This is a genomic window from Leptospira levettii (assembly GCF_002812085.1).
GTDB lineage: Bacteria > Spirochaetota > Leptospiria > Leptospirales > Leptospiraceae > Leptospira_A > Leptospira_A levettii.
Map to the genome: position 1 here is coordinate 457,295 of NZ_NPDM01000001.1, position 15,596 is coordinate 472,890.

Annotated in this window: 13 protein-coding genes and 2 tRNA genes; 4 read left to right on the forward strand and 11 right to left on the reverse strand. The window is 36.2% G+C overall.

All coding sequences use genetic code 11. From position 1 onward, the window contains the following. From CH354_RS02055 to CH354_RS02070, 4 genes are read right to left on the reverse strand one after another with little or no spacing between them, the layout of a single operon-like run. A complete protein-coding gene (locus tag CH354_RS02055) occupies window positions 1–954 on the reverse strand; it encodes an alpha-L-glutamate ligase-like protein (RefSeq protein WP_100726178.1) in 954 nt (317 codons plus the stop codon). Next, window positions 951–2,537 (reverse strand): 7TM domain-containing protein, encoded by a 1,587-nt coding sequence (locus CH354_RS02060; protein WP_100728996.1) that lies wholly within the window; start codon window positions 2,535–2,537, stop codon window positions 951–953. The genes CH354_RS02055 and CH354_RS02060 overlap by 4 nt, the downstream gene beginning before the upstream one ends. A gap of 1 nt (window position 2,538) precedes the next feature. Beyond that, entirely contained in the window at window positions 2,539–3,123 is a 585-nt protein-coding gene (locus CH354_RS02065; RefSeq protein ID WP_100726176.1) for an ATP-dependent zinc protease family protein, read from the reverse strand. Continuing rightward, window positions 3,120–4,934, reverse strand: coding sequence for a chloride channel protein (locus tag CH354_RS02070; RefSeq protein ID WP_100726175.1), 1,815 nt, complete (start codon window positions 4,932–4,934; stop codon window positions 3,120–3,122). The genes CH354_RS02065 and CH354_RS02070 overlap by 4 nt, the downstream gene beginning before the upstream one ends. An 88-nt stretch (window positions 4,935–5,022) precedes the next feature. Here CH354_RS02070 and CH354_RS02075 point away from each other — a divergent pair, with 88 nt between their 5' ends. Together CH354_RS02075 and CH354_RS02080 are read left to right on the forward strand one after the other, a co-directional pair. Continuing rightward, window positions 5,023–5,736: an LIC10920 family plasminogen-binding lipoprotein gene (locus tag CH354_RS02075; RefSeq protein ID WP_100715653.1), complete on the forward strand. Its 714-nt coding sequence runs from the start codon at window positions 5,023–5,025 to the stop codon at window positions 5,734–5,736. 17 nt (window positions 5,737–5,753) lie between these two features. Beyond that, entirely contained in the window at window positions 5,754–7,940 is a 2,187-nt protein-coding gene (locus CH354_RS02080; RefSeq protein WP_100726174.1) for an ATP-binding protein, read from the forward strand. 8 nt (window positions 7,941–7,948) lie between these two features. On the opposite strand, the gene CH354_RS02085 is transcribed toward CH354_RS02080, so the two are convergent. Genes CH354_RS02085 through CH354_RS02100 form a run of 4 tightly spaced genes read right to left on the reverse strand, consistent with a single transcriptional unit; the run spans window position 7,949 to window position 11,059 of the window. Continuing rightward, a complete protein-coding gene (locus tag CH354_RS02085; RefSeq protein WP_100726173.1) occupies window positions 7,949–8,902 on the reverse strand; it encodes a polyprenyl synthetase family protein in 954 nt (317 codons plus the stop codon). Between the two features lie 3 nt (window positions 8,903–8,905). Beyond that, window positions 8,906–9,799, reverse strand: a complete 894-nt coding sequence (locus tag CH354_RS02090) for a transglutaminase-like domain-containing protein (protein ID WP_100715656.1) — start codon at window positions 9,797–9,799, stop codon at window positions 8,906–8,908. Window positions 9,800–9,847: 48 nt separating this feature from the next. Beyond that, window positions 9,848–10,660, reverse strand: coding sequence for a transketolase (locus CH354_RS02095; protein ID WP_100715657.1), 813 nt, complete (start codon window positions 10,658–10,660; stop codon window positions 9,848–9,850). A 9-nt stretch (window positions 10,661–10,669) separates the two neighbouring features. Beyond that, on the reverse strand, window positions 10,670–11,059 hold the full coding sequence (locus CH354_RS02100) for a hypothetical protein (RefSeq protein WP_100726172.1): 390 nt from the start codon (window positions 11,057–11,059) through the stop codon (window positions 10,670–10,672). A gap of 84 nt (window positions 11,060–11,143) precedes the next feature. On the opposite strand from CH354_RS02100, the gene CH354_RS02105 reads away from it, so the two are divergent. Together CH354_RS02105 and CH354_RS02110 are read left to right on the forward strand one after the other, a co-directional pair. Beyond that, a tRNA-Thr gene (locus CH354_RS02105) sits at window positions 11,144–11,218 on the forward strand. 12 nt (window positions 11,219–11,230) lie between these two features. Beyond that, window positions 11,231–11,312 (forward strand) — tRNA-Tyr (locus CH354_RS02110). A gap of 208 nt (window positions 11,313–11,520) precedes the next feature. On the opposite strand, the gene CH354_RS02115 is transcribed toward CH354_RS02110, so the two are convergent. From CH354_RS02115 to CH354_RS02125, 3 genes are read right to left on the reverse strand one after another with little or no spacing between them, the layout of a single operon-like run. Continuing rightward, window positions 11,521–11,991 (reverse strand): hypothetical protein, encoded by a 471-nt coding sequence (locus tag CH354_RS02115; protein ID WP_338092374.1) that lies wholly within the window; start codon window positions 11,989–11,991, stop codon window positions 11,521–11,523. After that, a complete protein-coding gene (locus tag CH354_RS02120) occupies window positions 11,988–12,977 on the reverse strand; it encodes a hypothetical protein (protein WP_243395924.1) in 990 nt (329 codons plus the stop codon). The genes CH354_RS02115 and CH354_RS02120 overlap by 4 nt, the downstream gene beginning before the upstream one ends. After that, window positions 12,978–15,581: a transglycosylase domain-containing protein gene (locus tag CH354_RS02125; RefSeq protein WP_100726171.1), complete on the reverse strand. Its 2,604-nt coding sequence runs from the start codon at window positions 15,579–15,581 to the stop codon at window positions 12,978–12,980. Between the last annotated feature and the right edge of the window lie 15 nt (window positions 15,582–15,596).

The following is a 15,596-nucleotide window of genomic DNA, read 5'->3' on the forward strand; positions in this document are numbered from 1 at the left end:
TCATTTAAACTCATCCAAGATTCGGTGGACACGGTCCTTTGGTCCATCCGCCGAATTTCGAATCCTTTCCACTAATTTTAATCTCCCAACAAGTCCCTCTCGGTTTGCAATTTGTATCCCAAGCCCAGGTCGTGCATTCATTTCTAATAATAATGGACCCCTTGTTTCATCGAGAACAATGTCCACACCCAAATAACCAAGTCCAGACATATCATAACACCTAGAAGACATCTCTAATATAGAAATCCAATGAGGGATGACTCGTCCACTTAATGTCTGTTTTGTGTCTGGATGGATTTCAATGAGTTTGTCATTACATACTGAATGTGTTAGAGTTCCATTAACTAAGTTTACTCCAACACCTAATGCACCCTGGTGTAAATTTGCTCTACCGCCAGACTCCTTTGTTGGCAAACGTAACATTGCCATCACTGGGTAACCCAAATATACAATGACACGGATATCAGGTATCCCTCGAAACGAAATCTCTTGGAAGAATGGATGGCATTCCAAACGTTCCTGTAAAATACATGTATCTGAATTTCCATCAAGTGAATACAATCCAGATAAAATTCCAGAGATATGATGGTTTAATTCCTTTTCTTGTAAAAACTTTCCATCCGATTTCTGGTATATAATTTTCCCTCGTTCCGATGTTTCAGAAGAAGTGATGACTAAAATTCCATTGCCCATTCCACCATTTGCTGGTTTTACCACAAATCCAGGATGGTCTTTGACTAAGTCTTTCGTTTTTTGAATTCCACCAAAAGTATCAATGACTCCATAATGTTTGGGCATGGGAACATGAAACTGTCTCGTGAGTTCAGCTGTTTTCCATTTATCGTCCACCAGTGGATAAAACTCACGCGGATTGTTTGGTAAAATGAATTCACCGATCCTTCGATTAATTCCAAGAATTCCTGCAGATTCAAATTTTTGGAAAATGGAAATCATGATTTAAAAATTTCCCTAAACCGAAAGAGTTCGGAAATACGATACCCTTTGTATAAACCAAGTAAAATTTGAATCGCAATGACAATAAGAAGTAACTCTGGATGGGTAAAAAACAAAATCTGCAAAGACCCAAAGAAAAAAATCATATAACTGATAAGTGCGATGACCAAAGTCCCAAGTAAAGTTACCATTGTATGCATCACTCCTTCTTCTATGATCATAATTGAAAACCTTTCAACAAATATCGTAGTGATCACAATCGGGAATAAGGTAACACTCATTTGGTTAAAAATTGAAATTTCCTCATTGATAATGGAAAAAAGTATCAATGTAAGAACAGTAACTGTGAGTAATATAGACAATCTAGGCACTGCAAGTAAGTAAAACTTGTCGAGTGCAAACCTTTCAAAGAAACCAAGGGCAATCATCAATAGAAAAAACCCAATCCCAAACCATAGATTTGTTTCATAAAAGAACATAGCAAGTAAGATAGGAGTAAAAATTCCAAATGTGGGAATTCCAATCATATTCCTTGCGATTGACAAGACAAGTGCTCCAATTGGAATTAAAATCACCAACCGAAACAAGTTTTGTAAAGGTGTTGGTAAACTATATAGAGAGTAATATCTTAAAAAACTATTACTAGAAGCTATCTCTTCACTATATTCTTTAAAATTATATCGATTTACATTTGATTTGGTAATATACGCCGTATAACGAAATGTAACTGGATCTTCGCCTAAATTTCTTTTTTCTTCCACTGATTTCCAAAGAGGAAGGTAACCTGTTACTGAACTTGCAAAGATACTTTTATATGTGGATACAAAATACCATTTCCCATGGAACCTTACTTCATTCCAAAATGTGATTTTGTTTTTGTTGTCTTTTTCGGTTTGTTTGCTCAGGTCAAAACCTGCAACCGTTCTAGCTTGTATGCCTCTCATTCTGCAAAGTAATGAAAACAGTAATGCTTGTGTATACGCATTCCCACTATTCAATCGAATGGTGTCAGACAACGAGATATCTTTATAGGAATTGATAATTTCTTCTGAGATAAAATAATAGATTTGTTTTGCGGAAGCGACGTTATCTTTATCATACGGATGAATTTGTTCATATAATTTTTTTGCTAAAGAAAGTTCATCTGTGGAAAATTGTTTTAACGAAAGATAATAAGGTTCTTTTGTTACTGTTTTTTTAGGAGGAGTTGGGATTTCAGGTTCAGGATCTTTATTCTCATAGGGCAACATTTTGATTTTCGCATAATAACCTATAGGAGAATTCCAATCTTCCCCTTCCCAGATTCCCAAATGTCCATACTGTTTTTTTTGTACTCTGAAATCCAAATCATCGGTTTTGGTATTCGATTTTAAAACCTTTGCTTGTACAAATTGTTTTGGGATAGGAAATACAACTTCAGAGATGGCAACATTTTCCTTGGGAGAAATAACAACTTGTAAATTGACTGTATCATCAACTGCTACTGGCAAAAGAGATAAATCAGCAACATTTAACTTATACAAAATAGAAATTATGGGTAAGATAATTAGAATAAAAATTGTGATGTAGGTTTTACGATCCAAGTTAATCCCCTAATTGGTGTGATAAAGACACATCCACTAAAAATTTACCACGTAAAAAATTCCTACCAATCAATATCGGATAATTAAGATTTGTGCGATCATTTAAGTTGATCATGGTTTCTTCTTTGTATTTTCCAATTTTAATGACTTCACTAATCATAATCCGTTTTTCAGAAACTCCAGATGTACTAGTCACTTTTGCTTCCTTTACAAACTTACTTTTTAAACGAATTGGTTTTTCATTTACAAAAGTATCAAATAAGATGTAGGTTTCACCATTCTCAACCACTCTTTCAATATTCACAGCATTGATGGAACAAGAGAGAGCACCAGTATCAATTCTTGCCCTAAGTTTCAATTTCCAGTTTGGGAACTCAACCCATTCCACTCTTCCCACAATTGGTTTTAAATATTGAGGAGGAATCACAATTGGTTTCACATGTTGGTCTGGTTTTTTTTCAACCACCTGCCCAGAACCAAAACAATTCAAAAACAAGCTTATCAAAACAAAATTAATACAAATCAAACAAAAATTAGATGTGAATTTTAGAATTTTATGATGAAAGGAATTTTTAGAAATACTCATACAGCTTTTGATTTTTTATTTTTATTTTTCACTTCATTTTGATAGGCATTGAATAAATCAATATAACGTAAATAACCCAGACATCTATTTTCTTCAACTATAGCAAGTTTGTCGACATCATATTCTAATAAGATACGAAGTGCTTTCCCTAACGTATCTTTTTGACACACTGGAGGCACATCTTGTACAATTTCTCCGCAAGTGATTAAATTTTTAAGCTCTGCTTCATATTCTGGAAGGATTCTATTTTTTCGAAGGGAGACAATTCCCTTATATTCTTCGTTGGATCCTAATAGTATAAAATCACTTGCTTGGATACCAGGAGCATTGGATTGCAATTGTGTTAAGGATAAATGTTCCGAAACCATCGCATACTTTCTGAATTCTGTAAAATGATCCTGGATGCGTATCCGATCCATGATATCTTGGTTCATATCCCAATGGTGGGAAGGAGATAAAAACCTGTTTTTAATTTGATTCCGATAGATAGAAATTTTATGAGATAAAACCACTGCAATCATAGCAACGATCATCAGTGCAGGGAGCAAAGCATAACTGCCAATCATATCACATACCATGATCATTCCTGCAATTGGAGCTCTTGCAACACCTGCAAAAAATGAACCCATACCTACGAGTAAAAATGGGAACACGATGATATTCAGCTCAGGAAATAAAACACTCGCCATTGTTCCCACAAAGGCACCTAACATACCACCTATGGCAAATGAAGGCCCAAGTAACCCTCCTGAACTCCCTGATCCTACAGTTAAGGAGGTGGAAAAAACTTTAAAGATGGCAACAGCGAGTAAAAAAAACGGTCCTGAAAAACCAAAACTTGTTGAGGTTAACACTTCTCCATTGATCATCCTTTGGATGAGTCCAAATCCAGATCCTAACACTTCCGGGAATAATAAGGCAATACATCCCACAATGAGTCCACCAAACGCAGGTTTTAAGAAAATTGGTAAAGGGAGTTTGGAAAAAATATCCTGTACCCAATGGTATACCTTAACAAAAAAATAACCTACCACATAACACAAAAGTCCAAGAACTATGTATAAGGGAATATGACGGTAATCATTTAAACTATATTCTTTAACAGAAAAGATTGAACCACTTCCCGCAATACTCGTGTATGTAAGATAAGCAGTTACGGATGACAAAATGCAAGGGACAAGTGAATCACTTTCGATATCTTCCTGGTAAACCATCTCAACAGCTGTGATGGCACCACCTAACGGAGCACGAAAGATGGCTCCCAGTCCACCAGCAGTTCCAGCTAACATCAATGTTCGCCTTGCTCTGGCACCTGCACCCAAAAGATTAGCTAAACTCGATCCAAAACCAGCCCCAATCTGAGCAGTTGGTCCTTCTTTCCCCCCTGAACCACCTGAGCCTAACGTGAGTATGGTGGCTAGTGCTTTATAAAAAGGAACTTTGGTGCTAATTTTTCCCTCATTAAAATGAAAAGCATGGATGAGTGAATCTGTCCCTCCTCCTTGTGCCTCTTGGCAGAAAAAACTAGTAATGATTCCAACAAGGAGGCCACCAATGGCAGGCAAAAAAAGGATCCAAAGAGGGGAAAGTTCCCCTACTTTGTCGACGGAGTGGAAATGCAAATCTCCTGCAGGTGTCCCTGGGTCATACCCAATCAAATTCCCAAAGGTAAAGGATTCTGTCCAGGTGAGTGCCGAATTGAATCCGTAAGCTCCAAAACCTGAAAGTAAGCCAATGAAGAGGGAATAGACATAAATCGAACGTGGTCCCTGGATCGAAAACACAGAACTTAGACCGATGGGAATCCTCATATGCCAACCTTAGAATTTCCACCAATTTTCCCAAGGAAATTCTGAATCCTCTTGACCCAATTCGGAATTCCTGGGACGATTGGATGGTATGCTCCGACTGATCTCAATTCTATTGGTTCTTGTTCCTTTTTTTTGGGGATGCCTCAAAAATGATAATAATGCAGCTCTCAGCATCTTAGATGATAGTACCCCTGCTTTATACCCATTCAATGGAGAAGTTGACACGAGTGTAACAACAAGTTGTGGACAAGCCTCTCCAGCCACTGCAACAACAGGAACGACAACTGGGACAACCACGGGAACCACTGGTTCAACAGGAACAAGCACGAATAACACTCGTTTCTCTGTGATTTCTCAGTTAATTTTTAAAACCAAAGAAACTTTGAACATCAGATTTCAATACGACAGTACTCAAATCCAAGGGAACATCGACCCCCAACAAGGATTTATCCTTGCCGGTGGATTATTTGGAAAAACAGTCCAAGGAACACAAGGGACAGTGAAGTGGTTTAACCAAGGGATCAACATTGATACTTCCATCCAAAACGTTCAGCAAATATCTTTTTTTAATATTGAAATTCGTCTCAATGGAACTTATTCGACATCCTCAACAAACACTGCTACCATTTTACTCCAATGTTATACAACTGATGGTGTAAACTGTACTTCTGTCACAACTACTTCTAGATGTTTTACTTCTGATAACAAAACTTGTATTGTTCAAAACACAAGTGGAGACGCAAAATCAGTGATCATATCTGGAACCATTAAATGTAACGCTCCTAATATCGTTCCACAATAAATAAACTACACGCTGGTTTGTTTCGTTTTGTACTAAGTTTTTTATGTTTTCCTTTTCTGCTTTTTGCAGAAGGGGAATATCATTTGATCCATCTTGGAACTAGTCCCAATACCCCTTCCATCAATCAATGTTTATCACAATCCATTTACTACTTTGGATTCACCAAAGAAAGCCATTATTACGAAATCCAATTAGAAGCAGATCCAACACGTTACATTCATTTTGAGAATGGGATGTTATCAGAGATTGATTGTGAGATTTATCAAAATAACAAAAAAATAAAAGAATTCCAAACTGGTTTGTTTCGAAAAAAACTACCAGAGGTATCCTATACGGGAGGATTTTTATTCCCAGCGAAAGAAAAGGGATTATATCGATTTCGAATCCAATCAGATGATACCCATCGAATCAATTTTCATATTCGAAAAGAATCAGAGTTATTTCAATATACAAAGTCTTTATCCTTATGGCAAGGACTGTATCTTGGACTTTGTATCCTATTGTGTTTGTTTACTGCAGCACAATATGTTTTACTCAGAGAAAAAATCTCACTACTATTAACATTTGCGATATCAACAATCCTATTCACGAATGTATTGCGATCTGGATTATTTTATGAATATGGATTCAGCAATCAAGAATGGTTTTTTCGTTATGTTCCGGGACTATTGTCATTAAGTCCAATTGGTTTTGTTTTATTCCTAAGAGAATTCTTACACATAAAAAAGGAACATCCTAATTTTGATAAATATGTAAAACTTTACCTATATTTAATGTTGGCTTCTATCTTCTTGTCAATCATAGACCTTCAACTCTACTTTCGCTTTATTTATACCAACAGTTTTATGTTATCAACTACAACTTTTGGATATTCGATCTACTGCTTGTTTAAAAAAAAGGAACATGCCAATGTTCTATTTTTTGCCTTCCTTGTTAGGCAGATTAGCACGATACTCCTAATTTTCACAAACACTGGTTATCTTCCTTCTTTCCCTTTTTTAAGTTCAGCAAATGAAATTGGTGCGGCAATTCAAATGACTATCTTTACGATAGTTGTATCAAAGTTTCAAATTCAAACCAGGATCATCAAAGAACAGACAGTAACAAAAGTAAACGAAGAACTAGAGTTTATGGTTTCGGAAAGAACAAAAGAACTTCAATTACAAAAAGAAAAATTAGAATCTACAATCTTACAATTAAGCCAAACCGAAAACCAGTTAGCATTATCAGAAAAAATGACCGAACTTGGGAAACTTGTAGCGGGTGTTGCTCACGAAATCAATAACCCACTGAGTGCCATCAAAGCTTCAATCGAAACCCTAATGGAATCCAAACAGAACGAAACAAGCCAACTCGGATCCAAGGAAAACATTTATGACAGTTTATCAACAACAGAAATCAATACATTAAAACAACTTTTCCGATACCAATCCGACTTTGGTTTATTGGCTAGTTATACAGAACGTAAGGAAAAAAAATCTGATCTTAAAAAAATACTAAAAGAGAATGATTTGGATTACGACGAAGCAACATTAGAAAAGTTTTTAGATGTCGGAATCACAAAACTTGAAGAAAACCAAATTTTATTATTAAAAAAAGGAAAAGAAAAACTTACCGATCTAATTTTAGATGAAAAAAACTTTAGGCTCCATTTATCTATTATTCAAATTGCAGTCGACCGTTCCTCAAAAATCATCTTAGCTCTCAAAAACTTTTCAAGAATCACACATTCAGAACATCGGAAAATTTTCACTCTACTCGAAAACATTGAAACAGTGATAACCATTTACCAATACCGGATGAGGAGTAAAGTTTCTTTAAAAAAAATATTTTTAACAGATGCAACTCTACTTGGATGGCCTGAGGATCTAATGCGTGTTTGGACAAACTTGATATTAAATGCATTAGAAGCCATGAAACAGAAAGGCAATCTTACGATTAGTTCTGAAAAAAATGGGAAACATGTTGAAGTGAAAGTTATCGATAACGGACCAGGGATACCAATCGAAATTCAAAAAAAGATATTTGAACCTTTTTTTACCACCAAACAACAAGGGGAAGGAACGGGAATGGGTCTTGGTATCACTAAATCCATCATTGAAAAACACAATGGATCTATTTCCTTAGAATCAGAACCTGGCAGGACATGTTTTTCTATTTTACTTCCTGCGATCGAACTGATAGATCCGAATGAAACAGAATGAAATTTTGATTAAGTAAGTCGATTCAATTGTTCGATGAAAAGTTCCCTTTCTTCTGTTTTAGGGAATTGATTTAAAAAGAGTAATAAGTCATTTTTTTCTAATTCTAATTCTTTATGAAGAATGTTTGGAATATTTTTTGAATTCATTAAGTTTAGGATGGTTTTCTCATCATTTTCATCTCGAAACTCTTTTTGAAACATTCGATTCAATTTAGATTTTTCTATGATGTTAAGTTTTGATCGTAACAATAAAACTGGATACGTAAAAAGTCCGTTTTTAAAGTCTTTTAAATACTCTTTTCCACTTGTTTTTGAATCTTCAAAATAATCGAGACAATCATCTTTTTTTTGGAATAACTTTCCTAGCCTAACACCAAATTGGCGATACTGTTTTCGCTCTGATTTTGTTTTGTGAGCTAAGATAGCAGCAGACTCAGTGCAAACACCAAACAAAGAAGCTGTTTTTCCATAAATGATTTGGTCATAAATCTTAAGAGTGATTTTAGGATTTTTTTCCCATTCCATTTGCAAAAGTTCGCTCACAGATAAATCGCGAAGCACTTGGGAAAAAATTTCCATGAGTTCTGGATTTCCGAGAGAATTGAGTCGGCTAATTCCACATGCTAATAAATAATCACCTGCAAGGATGGCAGTTTTGTTTCCAAAATTTGCACCAATCGTAGGTTTCCCCCGCCGGATTGGGGCATTATCCACAACATCATCATGAAGTAAACTGGCAGCATGGATGAGTTCGGCAACACTTCCCACATCCAACCAACTAACATCCTTTACTTCTAAAAATTGGCAAAAGAGATAATGAGCAAAAGGTCGAATCCTTTTCCCACCAGAAGTAATTACCTGTTTTTTTATTTTTTTGAGGATAGGAATGTCTTCGTGAATGATATTATCTATATTTTTATCAAATTTAGATAATATAGACTGGATATTGACTTTAGACTTCATCCGTTATTCAACATGTGTGGATCGACTTTCAAGAATTTGAAGATAATCCTTAATCATATTTTCCATTTCTTTGGTCTGATTGTCTCTATAAATATGGAGTAAATTTCGACACATTCGTTTGATCATAGAAAGTGTAGATGCCTTTGTGAAATATTTTGGAGAATTGGAATAACCATTCGCTTCCAAAAATTTCTCACAGGTAAATTTATCTAATAAGACCCCGCCATGGAATGGATCGATGTAAGTGAAATAACCATCTGATTCATATTGTAATAGAAAATGTAATGGTAAATTGGTGCCGTATAAAGGTAAACCAAGTCGTTGTGCGACAAGAAGGTATACAACAGACAATGAAATTGGAATTCCCAATCGACTTTTGATTACCTGGAATAAATAGGAATTTCCAGGATCATTATAATTTTGGATATTTCCAACAAAACCTTCTTCTTGGAACATCACCTGACAAAGGATTTGTACTTTGAGTTCATCCGTTAGATAACCTGAATGATCATCATATAACTCAGATATACGAAGAGCGATTCGATCTAATTCATGTTTGATTTCTGCATAATTTTGATCAGGAAAACCAATACTTGAAAGTTGAACAACCATCTCCTCTAAATCTTTATAATGATTTGTATTCCCACGTAACGTGAGTTTGAAGAAAGAATGCCTTAATCGATGGCGCAAAATTTCTGATTTTAGATTCCTCGCTTGGACACGAAGATAAGGATCTTTCACTTCGTCCAAGGCAGATTCTAATTGGATTTGCCAAGGAATACGTGAAGCGATCAGTTTTAAGATAAAACGTTTTTTTTCTGCAGGAGCTACTTCCCAATCATACAATAAACGAGTGATATCATCCGGGTAAAAATCAGGAAAGGAGTTTTGTCCCATGCAAAAACTATCTTGATGTAAATGAAAAAGTCAATCGAAACAAAAAGATTAAGCTAATTCTGCAAGAGCTTGTGCTTCTTGTTCTTTATTTGGTGGGGTACCATGCCACTTAGGATTGTTTTCCATATAAGAAACACCTTTGCCTAAAATGGTTCTAAACACGATGAGTGTTGGTCCACCAGTATGTTGTTTTGCTTTCGCAAATGCAGAGAAAATTTCTTCCATATTATGTCCGTCTGCATTGATCACATTCCAACCAAACATTTCAAATTTTTTATCCAATGGTTCTAACTTCATTACTTCTTCTGTGTTACCATCAATTTGAATATAGTTACGATCCATAAAGGCAATGAGGTTATCTGTTTTAAAATGAACTGCAGATTGAGCTGCTTCCCAAGTCATTCCTTCACCACATTCACCATCAGAAATACATGTATAAATTTTATATGTCTCTTTCTTTAACTTTGCACCAAGTGCAAGCCCAACAGAAACGGAAAGACCTTGTCCAAGGGAACCAGAACTAGATTCAATACCCTTCATATAACGAGTGGAAGGGTGTCCTTGTAAATAAGAGTTGATATTTCGGAATGTCAAAAGGTCTTCCACTGGGAAGTATCCTGAAAGTCCCATTGCTGCATAACGAACTGCACATACGTGCCCATTGGATAATATCAATCGATCTCGTTCGGACCATTCTGGATTTTTAGGGTCGTGGTTGAGTATTGAAGTGTAAAGGGCCGCGTAGATATCAGCAAGTCCGAGTGGTCCACCTGGGTGACCAGAATTAGCTGCCGTAACCATTTTGATTACTTGGATTCGGATATCATTTGCAAATTTCTTTGCGACTTCAATTTTTTCCATGAACATTCCTTAAAGCGGTTTTGATTGAAATAAAAACAGACCGGAGATATAAACAATCGTGTACAAAGGCAAAAAGATGTAATGCAATTTTACATGTAAATTTCGATTTCTTTTCCATCCTGTGAAACCCATGATTAACATCAAAACAAGGCTGATGGCCGCAAAAAAACGATGGGTATGAATGATAAAATCAGGTGCAGTTGGATAAATCTGAAACTCGGATATACCACCTAACAGATATTTGATACACAATAAATAAACCGCAGCAATTAAATTGGAACCAATCCCAACCAAATTTGCGATTCGATGTTTTGTAATGTCTACTTTCCTGAAAAAATAACCAGTATAAAATCCTAAAATGGATAGGGTCATGAAAGAATTCACAAAAAACAGTGCCATCTAGGGTCATTCTGTGAGAATCCACCGCCACTCAAAGAATTTTTATTTGACCTTAACAGCTTTTCACAAAAATTGGATATGCATGCCGCCTTAGCTCAGTGGTAGAGCAGCTGTTTTGTAAACAGCCGGTCGGAGGTTCAAATCCCTCAGGCGGCTCCATGCAACTTCTTCGGGTAGGTACTCAAGTGGCCAACGAGGGCAGACTGTAAATCTGCTGGTTTTACCTTCGAAGGTTCGAATCCTTCCCTGCCCAAACTAAGTTCTGTACCACAGAAAGAAAACCCCCAACTAACAACTAATTGAAGGATTCGAATAGAACCCGAGCGACTTCGACCCCGCGAAGCTTTCATAAAAAGCTGAGGCGAAGTTGTTTGTCGTTAGACAAACAAGGGGGGATGGAGAAGTTTCCGCATGGATGCGGAAAAGCGAGTGGTGACGGGCCCGAATGGAAAAATATTCCCTTAAGGAATCACCCAACTCGAAATTTTCGTTCGGTAAAAATAATAAGCCCCATCTTTTTTCTTTTGCACTTGAACCCCGAATTGACCTCGTTTGGAACGAACCAGTGATATAAAAACAAAAGGCTCACTTCCTTCCCAAACAACTGTAGGAAAAACTTGTTTGCCAATTGGATCATAAAAAGCCCATTGTGTTTCAGTTGGATCGGATATCTCTTCCGTAAAAAAAGATTCCAATAACACCTCTCCTTCCTGAACAGAAACACAATTCAATTGGTTTCCTATTGGATTTCTTCCATACACTTGGATGGGATTTTGTTTACAAAAACGTATCTGGCTCCTAACACCTGTTTGAAATTCTAACTTTAGAATTTCGTCAGGAGTGACAAGGAAATTAGAAAATACAGGTAGGCATACAAAAAGCAAAATAGATACAGTGCTGATACGAAAAATTTTCTCTTTCAATTGGTTCACAAACTATCCTTTGGATACAATACATTTAGAAATTCATTCCCTTCACGTTCAGCGAGGATACGAATGCTTGCGTAAATTGGTCTAGTTGATTGTGAACCATTGGGAGAACAATGATAATGAAGTAGAGTTTCTATCTCATCAAATGGAGATACAAAAAATTTAAATGTAGAACACATTTCTTTGGTCTTCCCTTGCATCACGAGTGATTTACTCGCTTCTAAATCAGCTCTGGGTTTTGCAAAAAAACTCCCACTCATCCGAAAATAACGAGCAGATAACTCGTGTTCATTGGAATGTCGGTAATGGACTCCCATTAAATATAAAATATCAGATTTTTCTTGGTCAGATCGTTCTTTATCTGAATCGGTTAAAACTTTTTTTAAAAATTCTTTTCCCTGTTCTGTATCTAATTTTAATTCCGATATTCCGATGAATAATGGAGTTAGGAACATACTAGGATTTTCTTCGTATAGAGATAGAATCACTTTGTATTGTTTGCGTTTTAACAAGAGTATGGAGGAAAATTCATATAATTTAGGCAAACTTAGTTGTTTCAAATGCTCTCGCAATTCGTTAGAATTCTCTCCATTTGCCTTTGAAGCCAATACATAAGTGGAAGATAATTCTGAAACACTGATTGGTTTATAAATTTCTGCGAGTTGGTTCCAAATCCATGACCTATCTTTTGAAGGAATATGAGAGGGGAAACGACTTCCTAAAAATAAAGCATCTAATAACTTTGAATGTTTTTTATAGAGAAAGAATAAACGAGAAACAACTGCTTTTTGTAATTTTCCACTAGGTTTTTGACTGAGTGCTTTCTCATATAAAGGAATCGCAAACAAAGTATTTGTTTGTTCCATTTCATAAGCTTGTTCGTATGCACTATTTGCTAAAAGGGGAAATAATATCCCAGATACTGAATAACTACCAACATACAATACAAAGGCGAATACTAAACTTTGAAATTTCAACAATTGGTACAATTAATACAATCCTTTCATTAAATCCTTATGATCCGAGGAAGTAGATTTGTGATCTTCCGTACAAGGACCTTCCGGTGGATAATCAGACAAATACAATTCTTGAGTATTCGGACAAGTGGGTGATGCCTGTTTTCCCGATAATGTACAAATTTTATAAGGTTTTGCATAAACTGGCAAACTAAATTGTGTTTTAGGTAAAATACTTTTTTTATCAATTGTGGCAAGGATCTCACCCCAAAGTGGAGCCGCCACTGCTCCACCTAGACCACTTGGACCCATTCCAAATTTTGGATTATCATAACCAACCCAAACAGCAAGAGATAAATCAGGTCTTGCTCCTACAAACCAAGCATCCTTATAATCGTTTGTGGTACCAGTTTTACCGATTAGATCTCCCGTATAACCGCCGTTTCTTACACCACTTGCTCTACCACTATCCCGCAACAATGAGATCATCACTTCAGCAGTATCAGGTCGTATCACTTGTCTCTCTTCAGGTAATTTTAATTTAAACTCATCACTTCCTCCTACTTCGTAGAGGACATTCCCTTTGGAATTTTTGATCCTTTGGATTAAATAAGGTCGTTTGATGGTACCTTGGTTCACAAAACTTGTAAACGCAGAAGCCATCTCCAATGGTGAAATCTCAAGAGTACCGAGAGCCAAGGAAAGATCTCCGCGAAACCTATTTTTTTTCTCTGTTTCATTTGGAAAAAAGAATTTGGTAAAATACTTTTCAATCCCAGAACTACCAAGTCTTTCCGCCACTTGTACTGCAGCTGTATTTTTGGATTTAACAAGTGCAGTGCGAAGTGAAATTTCTCCATCAAAACTTCCCCCTAAATTTTCGGGAGCCCATTCTTTTCCTCCACCCCCGCGGTAATACAAAGGTGCATCTAAGATTCGCATTCCTGCATGAATGGAACCTGAATCAATTGCAGAAGCATATAACACTGCTTTAATGGAACTACCAGTTTGCCTTCGCATCTGGGTAACTCGATTGAACTGGTTCGAAGAATTAAACTCATCACCACCATGTAAGAATAAAACCTGTCCAGTGTTAGGTTGAATTCCAACAATTGCCGCTTGGATAACAGTTTGGTCCTTATCCCCCTCTAAATGGTCAGGATTCCATACCATCTCATTCAAAATTGATATTTCTTCCATCTTTTGGCGAAATGCAAGGTCGAGTGGTGATTCAGGTTTTAAACGAACTCGTCTTTTCTGAATTTTTCCTGAACGTTTATTTTTGGCTAAGTATTCCCTTACGATAGGACCAATCAATTCTTGGGCATTCCGATCGAGTGTTGTTTCAACTGTATATCCGCCACTTTCATAAATATTTTTTTCACCTTCAATTGAAGACAAAATGGCACGCACATGTTCCGTCACATAAGGAGCAATGTCATGACGAGAGCCAAATACAGTTTCATTTGGAGACCTCGTGGATAAATTATGATAAAAACTAACAAATTTATCTCGATCCAAATTGGGATAAATGCCACGATTCCTAAACATATTCAGAATGGCTCGAACACGCGTATAGGAATCTTCAGGATTTTTTAATGGTGAATACTTATTAGGTGCTGAAGGAAGTGAAGCAAGTAATACCATCTCCTCTTTGGATAATTCCATTGGATTTTTTTGGAAATAAAATTTAATTCCTTCTCCAAATCCAAAGGCACCATGCCCTAAATATACATGGTTCATATAGGTTTCGAGAATTTGTTCTTTTGTTAATACAGATTCTAATGCAAACGCAAGTTGTGCTTCTCTCCACTTACGGTTCAAACTTTTGCGTCTGTCATCTAAAATGATCCTTGCTAACTGTTGCGTGATAGTGGATGCACCTTGTTTATAACTTAGATTGATAATGTTTTTAAAAAAAGCTCGTAAGATAGCTGAATAATCAATCCCTCCATGGAAAAAAAACTTTTGATCTTCTATATTTAATAAGATAGAAATCATATCTTCGGGATAATCTTGCAAACTTAGAGTAGAAGTACGTTTTTGGAAAATTTCACTGACAACTTGTCCATTTCGATCCAAGATTTTAGTTGGAATATTTTTTGACAAAGTTTCCAAATACATAGGAACTTCTTTTTTAGTTACAAGGACACCTGCCACAAAATAAGAAAAACTAACAATGAATAAAAACAAAAGGATCGATGTGACTGTAAAGGCGACACGTAAATAAGAAAACGAAGATGGATTTTTACGTGTGTTAGTACTTTTTCGATTCAAACGTAATGGATTGTTACTAAATTTTACATTTTCTTTTTTTGGTTCTTTTTCCCAAACAACTCTCTTTTCGAAAAAAGGTTTTGGTTTTCCACTGGGAGTTTTTCTGGGTGAAGAATCTTGAATTGAATCAGAGATACTGGGAACTGGAATTTTAAAACTTTGGTAGTCTTGTTTGAGATCCTCTTTTGGACTTGGAAGGATTTGAACAATTTCAAATCGATAATCGACAAAATTTAATACAACTTTTTCTGCACAATGAGCGCACGTTAGTTGGAACTTACCTTCTTTTGGAATGGGTTCTGGCAAACGAGATGCTTTTTGGCAATGAGGACAAAGGTATTTGGGAGAAAGTGCCGACATAGGTTCTCCCTATTC